The sequence below is a fragment of the Psychromonas aquimarina ATCC BAA-1526 genome (assembly GCF_000428725.1).
Lineage (GTDB): Bacteria > Pseudomonadota > Gammaproteobacteria > Enterobacterales > Psychromonadaceae > Psychromonas > Psychromonas aquimarina.
In genome coordinates this window covers 21,081-34,641 of sequence record NZ_AUAM01000015.1, presented here as the reverse complement: position 1 = coordinate 34,641, position 13,561 = coordinate 21,081, and the positions used below count along the sequence as shown (strand labels likewise).

Genomic DNA, 13,561 nt, shown 5'->3' with positions numbered 1-13,561 from the left:
TTAGGATTTATCATGGATATTTTAACTACATATGGCAGCACGCTGGTAATATTTGCAGCGGCAGTGGGTTTTCTTATGGCCTGGGGTATTGGTGCAAATGATGTTGCCAATGCAATGGGTACCTCTGTCGGTTCAAAAGCCTTAACTATCAAGCAGGCGATCATTATCGCAATGATTTTTGAATTTGCCGGTGCATATTTAGCCGGTGGAGAAGTGACGTCTACCATACGTAAAGGCATTATCGATGCAAGTTTCTACATCGATCAGCCGGAATTATTAGCATTTGGTATGACAGCGGCTCTGTTAGCTGCCGGCATGTGGTTAATAATTGCCTCATATTTCGGCTGGCCGGTATCAACCACGCATTCGATTGTTGGTGCTATTGTTGGTTTCTCTGCTGTCGGCGTTGGTGTGGACAGTGTGACATGGAGCCAGGTCGGCGGCATTGTCGGCAGCTGGATTATCACCCCGCTGATATCCGGTGTTATTGCCTATATGATTTTCATGAGCTCGCAGAAGTTAATCTTTGATACCAGCGATCCGATCAATAACGCCAAGCGTTATGTTCCCGGATACATGTTTTTAGCTGGTTTTATGCTTTCTCTGGTGACCATTACTAAAGGTTTAAAACATGTCGGCCTGCACTTCACTACCGGCCAGGCATTTATACTTGCAGCCCTGATCGGTATAGCTGTTGCCGTTGTTGGTAAGGTATTTATTAACCGTGTTAAAATCGATCCTAAAGCTGACAAAGATATGCACTTTGCCAATGTGGAAAAAATCTTTGCGGTATTAATGATAGTAACTGCCTGTGCAATGGCATTTGCGCATGGTTCTAATGATGTAGCTAACGCAATCGGTCCACTGGCGGCTGTTGTGAGCATCGTTGGAAGCAACGGCGAAATTGCCGCCAAAGCAACTCTGGCATGGTGGATTTTACCACTTGGCGGTATCGGTATCGTACTAGGTCTGGCTATTTTCGGTAAACGTGTAATGGCAACCATAGGTTCAGGCATTACTCATTTAACACCAAGCCGAGGTTTTGCCGCCGAGCTTGCAGCTGCATCAACGGTAGTAATTGCATCGGGTACAGGTTTACCTATTTCAACAACACAGACTCTTGTCGGTGCGGTATTAGGTGTCGGTATGGCGCGAGGAATCGCGGCACTTAACCTGGGTGTTGTGCGTAATATCGTTATTTCATGGGTAGTAACACTACCGATCGGCGCCTGCCTGTCTATTGTATTCTTCTATATCTTAAAAGCTGTTTTCAGCTAAGCGGCAGTCTGCGCTGAGAAAAGAAAAAGAGAGCTTCGGCTCTCTTTTTTGTATCTAATGCTTTTCCTTGCCGGCAATTACTTTTAGAATAAACCTTTATTCACTCCAGTTAACAGGATTTTCTCCTTGAAAATAATAAAATTTGCGATAACTATGCTTTCTTTGACGCTTTCTTTGAATGTATCGGCTGCAACACGTTATGTCAGCGACGACGTATTTATTTACCTGCATTCAGGACCAAGCTTAGACTACCGTATTATCGGTACTATCAAAGTCGGCGCATCCGTTACGACTTTAAAATACGATGACAGCACTAAATTTATGCAGGTAAAAACACAATCCGGAAAAACCGGCTGGGTTAATAACAAAGAGTTACAAAAGTCATTACCAGCAAAAACTATGCTGCCGACAGTGCAGAAAGAGCTTAAACAAGCACAGGCTAAATTAGACAGTATTGCAGCAGAAAACGACAAAATTCTAGCTGAAAAAATACAGTCAATTTCGGACAAAGAAGGTTTAATCACGGCTCTGGAGAGTGAAAAAGCAACGCTGCAGCTGACCATTGAGGAGCTTAAAGCACGCAATTTAGAGCTGGATCTGCTCCAGGATACTAAGGATGAACGAGTTAAAATGGAATGGCTGCTGAACGGCGGCGGTGTACTGCTGTTTGGTTTATTACTTGGTTTACTTATTCCTTTTATACCTCGTCGTAAAAAACGTCAGAATAACTGGTAAAACCAGGATATCAGGTCAAACGCACACTGCTGTGCGTTTGACTATTTATTAATAACCTTTCCAGTCCGTTAATGACTCAAGGCTGAAGCTCTGTCTTCCTATGCGAAATATACTGCGCTGCGGCTGAATTTCAATAAGTTTAATTGTCCCGTCTGCGTCAGACTGCCCTTCACGTAAGTCTTCACCATTAATACGGATCCAGCGGTCTTCAGCAATAGTAGAATACACATGGAAGTCATAGCTCATGGCTGGAACTTTTTCCTGAAATGCATAACCCATCTGATGAATATCACTGCCGTCACCAGCTTGCTCCTCCTCAATTTCAGGACTATTAGAAGCGTCCCGGCTCTCTAATACGGCCTGTTTAAAACGCTTCTGTAAATCATCAGATACCCCGCTGTAATCCAGCTCCTGCGATGTTTTTTCCGGCACCGGCTCTGGCGGCGCGGATTTATGCGCTGCATTACTGTTGTTTTCCCGTACCACTGGTATCTGCTCTTTTTGCGCCGACAGAATAAGCTGTGCAGGCTCCAGTTCTTTTACCTCAGGCAGCGGTTTGGTCACAAAAGTTAATTTCTGAACAACAGGTTTATCATTTCTACTGTCGGATTTATCGATACTCACTTTCTGTGCATTTTCAGCACCGCTGACGGGCTCAGCAATGCGCACTTTCTCTGTTTTCTGCGGAGCAATAACGGCCTGCTCAGTACTTTCTCTGTTAACAGGGTTAAACTGCATATAAATCAATATACCTAATAAGCAGATAATGACTAGCAGCGCCGTTAATAATGCAGCTTTCCATTTTAAATTATCACTTTCTAAGAGCATATTATCGTGAACCTGAGTGTTCTGATTCGCCTGCTGTTTCTGTAATGCTTGTAAAATTGTCGACATTAGTTACTGCTCTCCATCAAACGAGGCAGTTCCGGGTTAGCTAACTGCATCAACGGCATCATAGTCCGAAAACCAACGAGACCATCATCTGACAGCCCCTGCGCCCTTTGAAAAGTGCTTACCTGCTGCAGCAGCTGCAGATCAAAACGATCTTTATCCTCTCTAGCCAACCCCTGCACCTTATTAAGCTGTGTTACTAACCAGGCTACCTGCTCATTCTGCTGACCAAATTTAAGTACTTTCTGCTCTGCAAACGGAGCCTGCCATAGAAGTGTTAAATTACCCGTCCAATACTGATTAAACCAGCTTTCAGAAACCCTTATAACCTGTCCGTCGATCAGAAGCTGGTATTTATCACTGATTTTATAAAGAACCGCATACAAACTATCCTGCGCATTGTTTTCTAACTTAATGATACTGGGATAATTTAATTTTTTTAGTTTTTTTAAACTGCTGTTTATCGAGTAACAGGACAGCAGCGCACCTTCACCCTGTCCGCAGTCTACAGTGTCAATATCAGCCTGATATCCCCACACCGCATATAAGTTCAGCAGAGCATTATCAAAAGATGCATTGGATAACTGTAAATCAGGATAAGCATCAAACCACTGCGCAGCCTGTTTAACCGGCGGCGCTTGAATTTCCGGCTCACTTACCTGCTTTACCTCCTCTAACAACGGGCTTTCCTGCTCTGCTGCAGCTGCCGGCCGCGCATCATTAAAACGAGCAAGTATTTGTGGTGCCTGTATCCCGGTTAACAGACATAAAACAATCAGCGTGGTTATTCGCCAGTTATTAATAATAAAAGAGCCGTTATTTTCGCTTAATTCCATTTCAACACAGGCTTTCTTCACCACAGGCACGGTTACTTTAGGCACGTTTTGTGTGTAGGCACATAATAAACAGCGGTCGCACAACAAGTTAATTAACCGTGGAATTCCCTGACTTGATTTATAGATATGTTTTAAAGCATTACGCTCAAAAATAGGGAAACGCGCACCTGCGACATTAAGGCGATGCAGGATATAATATTCACTTTCCTGGCGGCTTAAGGGCAATAGGTGGTAACGAGCGGTAATTCGCTGTGCAAGCTGACGAAGTTCAGTTTGTTTTAACTTCTGCTGCAGTTCAGTCTGTCCGATTAAAATAACCTGCAGGGGTTTTTTATTATTCGATTCGATATTAGTTAATAAACGCAGCTGTTCTAATACAGAAAAGCTTAAATGCTGTGCTTCATCGATTAATACAATTGCACTTCGTCCCTGCAGATGATTGTTCATCATCCAGGCAGTTAGTGCATCAAATAACAGTTTTAAGCTGGTTTTATCTTTGTCGTATTCAATCTTAAATTCATCACAAACCGTCGCTAACAGCTCTATTTCAGTTAATGCCGGATTAAGAATAAATGCAATATCCGTATCTGTAGACAGGTTCTGCAGTAAAGAACGGCACACAGTTGTTTTGCCTGTTCCAACTTCACCTGTTAAAAGTACAAAACCGCCGTTACCCTGCAGACCATACTGTAAATGCGCAAGCGCTTCTTTGTGACGTTCGCTTAAAAACAGAAAATCAGGATCTGGAGAAATCGAAAAAGGTTGTTCTTTTAAAGAGAAAAATTCTTGATACATTACAAAGCCTAAAGAAAATAGCGGCAGCGGAGTTAACTGCCCGTCAGCCCCGCAATAACAGCGCAGGAAAACAATGCAACTATTTTAATCGACAATACCGTTCAAGAGCAATTTATTCAGTCAATAATCAACCGGAGAACGGAGCTAGCTCAAGAAGGAGCTGCCCTGCACGGTCTCGTTATTGTTTATTCCTCACCTGATTACAAACGCAGTAATTTTTTATTGTTCATTTAAATGCACCTGCCTGTGAACATCCCGGTATGTTTTTATCCAGAAAGGCATAGCAAACAGCGAACCCGGCAAGTGCTCAGCGGCCTCTCTGGCGACTTTAAAACCATGATACTGACCGGAAATAACAACATACCAGGGTTTATTCTTGCGCAGCGTCTGATAAATATAAATGTTATCTCGAGGAAGCTTATGCTGTACAAAAAATCGGCGCAGTGCGGCAGCAGAGGAAAAACCAGATAACTGCACAGTATATGCGCCGGGAGATACGGCCAGCAGCAGCTCCCTTGGCGTAAACATCTGCTCTAGGGCTTGGCTTTCACTAGATTTCTGCGCCTCAACAACAGGTTGTTTTTTTTGTTCAAGACTCGATTCAGAGGTTGATTTCACTACACTGTCTGCTGTTATAACGGCTTGCACAGTATTAACTTGTATTGATACAGGCAGAGCCTCTGCGTTGTTCTTTACTATCGGCTGAATACCTGCCGTCTCACTGCTGTTTGTAACAGCGGCCGCCTGGGCAGTAAACAGCCCAGCTGTATTTTCCTCAACCAGCAGCATACTAAAGAACTCTGTTTTATCGGCCTCAACTAACGGAAGAACGCTAAACTCTCCTGCTTTATCAGCGTCAGCCGCTGTCTCGGCACTAAAGTAATTTGTGACATAAACGAGCTGTGCTGCATTCAACTGCTGCCGAGGTTTTATTTCCCTACCCACACTTTTTTCAATATTTTCAATATATTCAGGTATATGTACAGAGCTTGATTCAGCCATTACTGCAGCACCGCCAAAGCGGGCAGAAACATAGGGAGCCAGCTTTACCGTCAGTAGACCTATACAAACTAATATAATAACTAAAGGCACATATTTAAGAGAAGAAAAGAAAAAAGTCTGCTTAACTAATAATTCAGTCTCAAAACCAGCTGTTCTTACCATAGCGGCGTTTACCGCTAACGAATTCTGTACATATGCACACAGCAGACTGCGATCGCAAAGCAGATTAATGATTCGCGGGATCCCCGCGCTGACTTCAAAAATAACAGACAAAGCCCTCTTATCAAAAACGGGCCCGTATACACCAGCCACATTTAAGCGATGATTAATATAATCCTCACTTTCCTGCCGGGTCAGCGCTAATAGATGATAACGGGCTGTAATCTGCTGTGCTAACTGGCGAAATTCGCTTTGTTTCAGCATCTGCTGCAGTTCAGTCTGGCCGATCAGAATGACCTGCAGTACCTTTTTATTATCTGCTTCAATATCTGCTAATACAGATAACAGCTGTAAATCCAGAAAACTCAAATGCTGCGCTTCATCAATTAATATAACAACTCGATGTCCCTGCTGATGCTTATTGAGCAGCCATTCCGTTAATAAATCTAATAATGTTTTCAAACAGACATTAGCCGGATCATAGGCAATTTTAAACTGATCACAGACAGCTTCTATTAACTCAACTTCAGTTAATGCCGGATTTAAAATAAAAGCGATATCTGTATTTTCTGCATGATCCTGAAGCAGCGAACGACAGACAGTTGTTTTTCCGGTACCGACCTCTCCCGTTAATAGAACCAGACCGCCTCGGCCTTCTAATCCATGACTGAGATGTGCAAGCGCTTCTTTGTGACGTTCACTCAAAAACAGAAAAGAGGGATCCGGAGAGAGAGAAAAAGGTTGTGTTTTTAATGAAAAAAATTCCTGGTACATAGCAAAGTCCAAAGAAGATAGTGACAACACAGTTAATTACATATAATAGTTAAAGAAATAATAAAGAGGGAAAACAATGCAGGTATTTTTAGTCGGCGGTGCTGTTCGGGATAAACTATTACAGCTTACAGTCAAAGACCGCGATTATGTGGTAACCGGCAGTACTCCGGAACATATGCGGCAGCTGGGCTATCAGCAGGTTGGTAAGGACTTTCCGGTATTTTTACATCCGCAGACCGGAGAGGAATATGCCCTTGCCCGTACCGAACGCAAGCAGGGCTGCGGTTATACCGGTTTTGAGTGTTACGCAGGGCAGGATGTTTCACTTGAAGATGATCTGTTACGCCGGGATCTGACCATTAATGCCATCGCGTTATCCGAACAGGATGAATTGTTTGATCCCTATAAGGGGCTAGAAGATTTACAGACAAAAACATTACGCCATATATCCCCCGCATTCAGTGAAGATCCACTCCGGGTTCTCCGGGTCGCACGCTTTGCCGCCCGCTTTTATAAACTTGGATTTAAGATCGCCCCCGAAACACTGGAGCTGATGCAGATACTAAGCAGCAGCGGTGAACTGGATCATTTAACGGCCGAACGTATCTGGCTTGAAACAGCAAAAGCATTACAGACAGACAGCCCGCAGATCTATTTTCAGGTATTACGTGACTGCGGTGCTCTGCGTCTGTTATTCCCTGAAGTGGACTGTTTATTTGGTGTCCCGGGACCGAAACAGTGGCACCCTGAAATCGATACCGGCATCCATACATTGATGGTTGTTGAGCAGTCAGTAAAACTTTCAGACTCCGTTGCTTTTCGTTTTGCCTGTTTAGTGCATGACCTTGGAAAAGCGCTGACCCCTAAAGAAAACTGGCCAAGCCATAGAGGCCATGGTGTTTTAGGTCTGCAGACAATTCGAGATTTATGCTTACGCCTTAAAATCCCCAATGAATGTCGTGATTTAGCATTATTAGTCAGTGAGCATCATACGCTGGTGCACAGTGCATTTGAGTTAAAAGCGTCAACCCTGGTTAAATTAATGGATAAATGTGATGCCTGGCGTAAACCGCAGCGGTTTTTACAAATGCTGGAATGCTGTATTGCAGATACCAAAGGCCGTACTGGTTTTGAAGATAAAGATTACCCCAATGCACACTATATCTGGCAGGCTTTGCAAACGGCAGCAGAGGTAAATGTGCAGGATATAATTAAAAAAGGTTATGCAGGAGCACAAATTAAAATGCAGCTCCAGCAGGCACGCATTGATGCGGTTAACCTTTATAAACAGGAAGTATTGAACCCTTAATATTCATCTTATAAAAGATTAGAAGATATATATTCATGGAAAATACACTTTCAATCATTGCACTGGATAAGCTGGCTATTGCTTTTATCCCTGTTTTAATCGTACTGGGCATTTTGTTTAAATGGTCATTAAACGGAAAATTCGCCTTATATGCCTTGTCGCGTATGCTGATCCAGCTGCTGCTGGTCGGATATTTTCTCAGCTATATTTTTGATAATTCCAATGTCTGGATTGTTGTCACTATGCTGCTGATCATGGTGCTGTTTTCCAGCTGGATAGCTCTGGGTAATATCAAAGAGCTGCGTTTATTATTATTAAAACGGGCTGTGTTTTCTATAACGCTGGCGGGAGGCTTTACCCTGCTGGTGATCAGCCAGGGCGTGCTGGAATTAGCTCCCTGGTATCAGGCACAGTCTATTATTCCCCTGGCAGGCATGATTTTTGCCAGCTGTATGAACAGTGTCAGCCTTTCCGGAGAACGTTTTTATGCAGAGTTAGAGCGGGGTTGTGATTATATCAGCGCCAGAAAAACCGCCTTTCAGGCCTCGATTATTCCTAATACCAATGCCCTGTTTGCTGTCGGCTTAGTTTCCCTGCCCGGCATGATGACCGGACAGATCCTGTCCGGTACTTCCCCGTTTATTGCAGCCAGGTATCAGATAGTTGTGATGTGCATGGTGTTTGCGTCAGCAGGCATGTCATCAGCACTGTTTTTAATACTGAGCAGACACAGTGAGAGCAAAAACAGTAGATAAAGAAACAGCAGGCTAAGCCTGCTATAACAAAATAACCCAGGGCCTAGACTCCGGCAAGTACATAAAACAGAGTAGCGCCAAGGATTAAACGGTAAATAACAAAGGGCAGCATGCCGACTTTATTAAGCAGAATCAGAAATGCATGGATACATAAAATCGCACTGAGAAACGAGATACCGGCTCCTAAAAACAGGGCATTCCAGTCAACATATTCGTCAGATAATATAAATTTAAGCATGTCATAACCAGACGCCATGGCAATAATTGGAATGGACATTAAAAATGAAAAACGCGCTGCCGCATTTCGTGTCAAACCGAGCATTAAACCTGCGGTAATCGTGATACCGGAACGTGATGTCCCGGGAATCAGAGCCAGCACCTGAGCGAAACCGATAATAAGCGCACCTTTTAACCCCGTCTGGTATTCAGTTTTCATCTGCTTAGCCTGAGCATCCGCCCACCACAGCAGCAGACCAAAAATAACTGTCGTTACAGCAATCACATAACCGCTGCGCAGATAGGTTTCGACCAGTGACTTGCCTAAAAAGCCCACTACAGCGGCAGGAATAGTAGACCAGATAATCCACCAGGCCAGCTTGCTGTCCCGGGTCTGCTGCTTGGTGCGCAGAGAAGTAGTCCAGGCCCGCAGCATTTTTATTACCTCATAACGGAAGTAAATTAATACAGCTGATAATGTGCCGATATTCAGTATCAGATCAAAGGCTAAGCCCTGATCCTGCCAGCCTAACAGCTGTGACGGTAGAATCAGGTGTGCGGAGCTGGAAATGGGTAAAAATTCAGTTAAACCTTGAATCAAGGCTAGTACGACAATCTCAAGCAGTGACATTTTTGTTCTCTTTCTTATTCAGGGGTAAAGTTAAAGTAAATCTTCAACTCTCCATAATTTTTGTTTGTCTTTCGGGTAATCCTGCCAGAGTTTCTGGTAGGTCTTTCCTAAAGCGGGGTGTATTAACAGCGGTGCTAATTCAGCTAACGGTTTTAATACAAATGCATTTCTGGTTATTTCAGCGCGCGGCAGATCGATCTCAGCATCAATCTGCTGGTCATATAAAAGCAGATCCAGATCTAAGGTTCGCGGTGCAAACTTGAGTGCATTCTCTTCTCGGCCGTGCTTTCGTTCAATTGCTTTTAATTTAACAATCAATGCATGAACATCTAGATCACTATGCAGTTCAACCACCAGATTATAAAAATTAACACCGGAAAAACCCACGGCTTCACTTTCATACAGCGGCGAGATCTTTAAATCACCAAACTCAGCTCGTAAAGAGGTCAATCCCAGGCGGACATTGATGCGTTTATTGATGCTTGAACCGATACCGATAAAAACCTGTGCCACTAGCGGGTACCACGCTCGATCTGCACACCTAATGACTGTGCTTTTGGCAATGCTCCGGGTTTATGCAGGGTTACTTTTATCCAGGGAACCGGATACTGCTCCATAATAAGAGAAGCAACTCGTTCAGCCATTGTTTCAAGCAGTTCAAACTGATGGCTTTGGGCAAACTTATTCACCGTTTCAGATACACTGAAATAATTAAGCGCTAAATTTATATCGTCATCGGCCGCAGCTGGTCTGTTATCAAACGCCATCTCTAAATCAAAGTAGAGTTTCTGCTGTAACGATTTTTCCCAGTCATAAACACCTATAGTGCTGATAACTTCTAACTGTTTAATAAAAACAATATCCATTGAAGAACCTATTTGTTATTTTAAAACGCTATCTCTTACACAAAAATCCACGTACTATCAGGTTGTAATCAATGACCTTTTTAGCAGCAGCTTATTAAAGTGCAGTATTTTACCTGATCGAGAAGAAATAAATACAAATGATTATCCTGACCACTTTATTATTTATCAGCGCGGCTTATCTGATCGGCGGGCTGAACGGCGCAATATTACTGTGCAGGCTAAAAGGGTGGCCGGATCCCCGCGCGCACGGTTCAAAAAATCCGGGAGCGACGAATATTCTGCGCTTACACCACGCACAGGCGGCCAGCGCGGTCCTTATTTTTGATCTGTTAAAAGGTACTATTCCCGTATACCTTGCTTATTTTATTGGTTACTCACCGTTTGCAATCGGTTTAGTAGGTATCGCCACCTGCCTTGGTCATATTTTCCCTCCCTATTTCCAGTTTAAAGGCGGCAAAGCTGTCGCCACCGGTCTCGGTACTCTTCTTCCTCTCGGCATGGATATGACCGGCCTTCTACTTTTAACCTGGCTGTTTACCATCGCCGTCAGCGGCTATGCCTCATTAGCTGCTATTGTTACCGCAATCCTGGCACCAGTTTTTGTGGAGTTTATAAAACCGGAATTCACTACGCCGGTAATTATGCTTTCAGTGTTAATTATTCTTCGTCATATCAGTAACATTCGACGCTTATTAACAGGCAAAGAGAAAAAAATAGTGAACTGGAAACAATAATGCCCATAAAGAGATTGGTAGTTATAAACAACCTCGTTATAATTAACATTTTTACAACATAATCATTACCAACATAAAATTGGAGTTTATAGTGCATCTTATTAAACGTATCACCCTGCTGATCGGCTTAACAATCTGTTTGTTCACTACTGCAAGTTTTGCTCAGGATTTTTCAGAAGATGCCATTGCTGAGCGTATTGCGCCGGTAGGTGATGTTTATTTAGATGGTGAAATTGCAGCAGCTCAAAACTCAGAACCAGAGGAGCCTGCCGGTCCGCGTGATGGTGAAAAAATCTATAACACTTACTGTGTTGCCTGCCATGCAACGGGGGCAGCCGGCGCACCGAAAAAAGGTGATGCGGCGGCATGGGAGCCTCGCCTAGCCCAGGGCCAGAAAACCTTATTAAAACATGCGCTTGAAGGCTTAAATGCAATGCCGGCCAAAGGAACATGTGCAGACTGTAGTGATCAAGAAATGGCCGATACGGTCGAGTTCTTAACCAAAGGCCTGCTTTAAAACACAGCCCCAATACTTATTTTTCAAGCCACCTTTGCGGTGGCTTTTTTGTTTCTTAACTATTTAATTTTCAATAATATCTAGAGGTTAATATGCGCTTATTACATACTATGTTACGTGTTGCTGACTTACAAAAGTCCATTGACTTTTATACTAAAGTTTTAAATATGAATTTAATCCGCCAGTCTGAAAACAATGAATACAAATATACACTGGCTTTTTTAGGTTATGGTGATGAGGCCGATACCACAGTACTCGAGCTGACCTATAACTGGGATACCAGTGAATATGAGCTAGGTGATGCCTATGGTCATATTGCCATTGAATGCGATGATATATATGCGACCTGCGAAACGATAAAAAGCATGGGCGGAGAAATTACTCGTGAAGCCGGCCCGGTAAAAGGAGGTTCAACAGTGATTGCTTTTGTAAAAGATCCGGACGGTTATATGATTGAACTGATCAATAAAAAAGATGCGGGAAAAGGGCTAGGTTAAGTTTTAATAACGGTCTTTATAGATAATAAAAAAGGAGCCGAGGCTCCTTTTTTATTATTGTAAAATATATATTTTACGCTTTAGGATCATCTATAACAGTAAGAGAACAAGGAGTTTCATTTCCTTTAGGTGTAGTTATAGTAAAAGTGGCAGTGCCTGATGTACGTTCATTCAATTCCGCCTCTCTTGTGAATTCAGCAATAAAATCAAATGAATGAGCAACTGAATTTTTAATAGTCCATGCCGATTTACCCGCTAATGTTCCATTGCCAATATCCGAAGAGATCGTTGAACCGGATGGAGGTACATTCTTATTGTCATCAAAAACAGACACGTTGACTTTTACCGATTCACTGCCTGTTGCTGTTGTTAAATCAACGGTTGATAGTTCTGCACCGGACAAATCCGTAAATTTACAAGTCTGAAAGCTCCCTGACATAACAATTTCCGCATTCGAAAATATATTAACTAAGTCTCGATTACAGTAATCAGCATTCTCTGGGCATTGCATTCCAGTGTACTTCGCATCACCCAAAGAGTAACTTTGATCAACATTTTTATCTGAATACCATTCCGTTCCATCCTGAACACCGTTATTGTTATAATCAGAGAAAGCTTCAGGGTTATCAATAAAAGCTTCGCCTTCTGAATATAAACCATCTCTGTTTAAATCAGTAAAGCTCTCTTCACCAATGCTGTAAGCCGTTATAGTCGCACGTCCATTATCTGAATGCGGACGTTGGGAAGTCCATTTCACCTTACAAAGGCTGCCGGCTGTTTTACAATATGATAACGTGCCTGTTTCATCCGTTATTTTCCCAGCATTAGTTCTAAAATTAACAACCGTTCCATCTGGAATAGCTGTATTGTCTTCTCCACCGCCCAATCGAATGGTTACACCAACCTCAACACCATCGTAGTCTAAACCTTCCGGAGAAAAATTATCAATAGATATTGAAAAACTATCCTGATCCGGATAACCCGTTGAAACACTCAACCCATTTGATGTTTTAGAAATATCAGGATTATTGTCTGACACAACTTTTATACTAACAGGGCCAGCTACTTCACCAGATTTTATTAGTGTACTGACCATACCGGAATCATCAGAGACAGCAGTAACCGTATCTGGATCAAGAATGGTACCAGCAGGTTTTATAAGCAATGTAAATGTTACCGGTTCGCCAACAATTGCCGCACCATTTGCATCAACTAATTTAAATGTAACCGTTGAATTTTCTTGAGTGTTGACTGCACCAGTACCTTTAATTGTAATCCATTCAGGCGATGCACCTGCATACGTAAAGTAAGAAGCTTTACCCGTTGCAACATCAACTACCGGGGCCGTACTTACAGCTCCACTTGTTGTTGTCGTTGTTGTAGTTGTTGTCGAAGGTGTAGTTGTTGCTGTTGTTTCACCTTCAAGGCTACCGCCACAGGCTGAAAGTAATCCAGCTAGTAATCCGGAAAGAAGAGTGGGCTGTAATCGCATGCAAAAGTCCTTTTAAATATATAAGAGCCAAAAAAGCACAATATAATATAAATGCAATATAAACTAAACAAGGA

14 protein-coding genes are annotated in these 13,561 nt (G+C 42.8%); 7 read left to right on the top strand and 7 right to left on the bottom strand.

The genetic code is table 11. The features are described 5' to 3' along the window. Positions 1–12 precede the first annotated feature (12 nt). Entirely contained in the window at positions 13–1,278 is a 1,266-nt protein-coding gene (locus G337_RS0106425; protein WP_028863157.1) for an inorganic phosphate transporter, read from the top strand. 126 nt (positions 1,279–1,404) lie between these two features. Continuing rightward, positions 1,405–2,013 (top strand): TIGR04211 family SH3 domain-containing protein, encoded by a 609-nt coding sequence (locus tag G337_RS0106420; protein WP_028863156.1) that lies wholly within the window; start codon positions 1,405–1,407, stop codon positions 2,011–2,013. A gap of 48 nt (positions 2,014–2,061) precedes the next feature. Here the strand turns inward: G337_RS0106420 and G337_RS27615 are convergent, their stop codons facing one another. The 3 genes from G337_RS27615 to G337_RS28880 all read right to left on the bottom strand — a co-directional run bounded on the left by G337_RS27615 (position 2,062) and on the right by G337_RS28880 (position 6,470). Then, positions 2,062–2,907: a general secretion pathway protein GspB gene (locus G337_RS27615; RefSeq protein WP_028863155.1), complete on the bottom strand. Its 846-nt coding sequence runs from the start codon at positions 2,905–2,907 to the stop codon at positions 2,062–2,064. Next, positions 2,907–4,535, bottom strand: coding sequence for an AAA family ATPase (locus G337_RS0106410; protein WP_028863154.1), 1,629 nt, complete (start codon positions 4,533–4,535; stop codon positions 2,907–2,909). The genes G337_RS27615 and G337_RS0106410 overlap by 1 nt, the downstream gene beginning before the upstream one ends. 219 nt (positions 4,536–4,754) lie before the next feature. After that, entirely contained in the window at positions 4,755–6,470 is a 1,716-nt protein-coding gene (locus G337_RS28880) for an AAA family ATPase (RefSeq protein ID WP_169719611.1), read from the bottom strand. Positions 6,471–6,546: 76 nt separating this feature from the next. Here G337_RS28880 and G337_RS0106400 point away from each other — a divergent pair, with 76 nt between their 5' ends. Both G337_RS0106400 and G337_RS0106395 read left to right on the top strand, forming a co-directional pair. Continuing rightward, positions 6,547–7,779, top strand: coding sequence for a multifunctional CCA addition/repair protein (locus G337_RS0106400; RefSeq protein WP_028863153.1), 1,233 nt, complete (start codon positions 6,547–6,549; stop codon positions 7,777–7,779). A gap of 35 nt (positions 7,780–7,814) precedes the next feature. Beyond that, positions 7,815–8,534, top strand: a complete 720-nt coding sequence (locus G337_RS0106395) for an ABC transporter permease (RefSeq protein ID WP_028863152.1) — start codon at positions 7,815–7,817, stop codon at positions 8,532–8,534. Positions 8,535–8,577: 43 nt separating this feature from the next. Here G337_RS0106395 and G337_RS0106390 read toward each other — a convergent pair whose 3' ends face one another. From G337_RS0106390 to folB, 3 genes are read right to left on the bottom strand one after another with little or no spacing between them, the layout of a single operon-like run. Then, positions 8,578–9,381, bottom strand: coding sequence for an undecaprenyl-diphosphate phosphatase (locus G337_RS0106390; protein ID WP_028863151.1), 804 nt, complete (start codon positions 9,379–9,381; stop codon positions 8,578–8,580). 30 nt (positions 9,382–9,411) lie between these two features. Beyond that, on the bottom strand, positions 9,412–9,894 hold the full coding sequence (folK, locus tag G337_RS0106385; protein WP_028863150.1) for a 2-amino-4-hydroxy-6-hydroxymethyldihydropteridine diphosphokinase: 483 nt from the start codon (positions 9,892–9,894) through the stop codon (positions 9,412–9,414). Continuing rightward, complete coding sequence (gene folB, locus G337_RS0106380) at positions 9,894–10,247, bottom strand: dihydroneopterin aldolase (protein ID WP_028863149.1); 354 nt, start codon at positions 10,245–10,247, stop codon at positions 9,894–9,896. Before folB ends, folK begins: the two co-directional genes overlap by 1 nt. Positions 10,248–10,384: 137 nt before the next feature. Here folB and plsY point away from each other — a divergent pair, with 137 nt between their 5' ends. The 3 genes from plsY to gloA all read left to right on the top strand — a co-directional run bounded on the left by plsY (position 10,385) and on the right by gloA (position 11,995). Continuing rightward, on the top strand, positions 10,385–10,981 hold the full coding sequence (plsY, locus tag G337_RS0106375; RefSeq protein ID WP_028863148.1) for a glycerol-3-phosphate 1-O-acyltransferase PlsY: 597 nt from the start codon (positions 10,385–10,387) through the stop codon (positions 10,979–10,981). A gap of 91 nt (positions 10,982–11,072) precedes the next feature. Continuing rightward, entirely contained in the window at positions 11,073–11,498 is a 426-nt protein-coding gene (locus G337_RS0106370) for a c-type cytochrome (RefSeq protein ID WP_051303018.1), read from the top strand. Positions 11,499–11,590: 92 nt separating this feature from the next. Beyond that, positions 11,591–11,995 (top strand): lactoylglutathione lyase, encoded by a 405-nt coding sequence (gloA, locus tag G337_RS0106365; protein ID WP_028863146.1) that lies wholly within the window; start codon positions 11,591–11,593, stop codon positions 11,993–11,995. Between the two features lie 73 nt (positions 11,996–12,068). Here gloA and G337_RS27610 read toward each other — a convergent pair whose 3' ends face one another. Then, complete coding sequence (locus tag G337_RS27610) at positions 12,069–13,487, bottom strand: Ig-like domain-containing protein (protein WP_028863145.1); 1,419 nt, start codon at positions 13,485–13,487, stop codon at positions 12,069–12,071. Positions 13,488–13,561 lie beyond the last annotated feature (74 nt).

Coding starts and splice junctions, on each gene's coding strand:
- gloA (WP_028863146.1), top strand. CDS start 11,591: ATGCGCTTATTACATACTATGTTACGTGTTGCTGACTTACAAAAGTCC.
- plsY (WP_028863148.1), top strand. CDS start 10,385: ATGATTATCCTGACCACTTTATTATTTATCAGCGCGGCTTATCTGATC.
- G337_RS27610 (WP_028863145.1), bottom strand. CDS start 13,487: ATGCGATTACAGCCCACTCTTCTTTCCGGATTACTAGCTGGATTACTT.
- G337_RS0106395 (WP_028863152.1), top strand. CDS start 7,815: ATGGAAAATACACTTTCAATCATTGCACTGGATAAGCTGGCTATTGCT.
- G337_RS0106425 (WP_028863157.1), top strand. CDS start 13: ATGGATATTTTAACTACATATGGCAGCACGCTGGTAATATTTGCAGCG.
- G337_RS0106390 (WP_028863151.1), bottom strand. CDS start 9,381: ATGTCACTGCTTGAGATTGTCGTACTAGCCTTGATTCAAGGTTTAACT.
- G337_RS0106410 (WP_028863154.1), bottom strand. CDS start 4,535: ATGTATCAAGAATTTTTCTCTTTAAAAGAACAACCTTTTTCGATTTCT.
- G337_RS0106400 (WP_028863153.1), top strand. CDS start 6,547: ATGCAGGTATTTTTAGTCGGCGGTGCTGTTCGGGATAAACTATTACAG.
- G337_RS28880 (WP_169719611.1), bottom strand. CDS start 6,470: ATGTACCAGGAATTTTTTTCATTAAAAACACAACCTTTTTCTCTCTCT.
- folB (WP_028863149.1), bottom strand. CDS start 10,247: ATGGATATTGTTTTTATTAAACAGTTAGAAGTTATCAGCACTATAGGT.
- G337_RS27615 (WP_028863155.1), bottom strand. CDS start 2,907: ATGTCGACAATTTTACAAGCATTACAGAAACAGCAGGCGAATCAGAAC.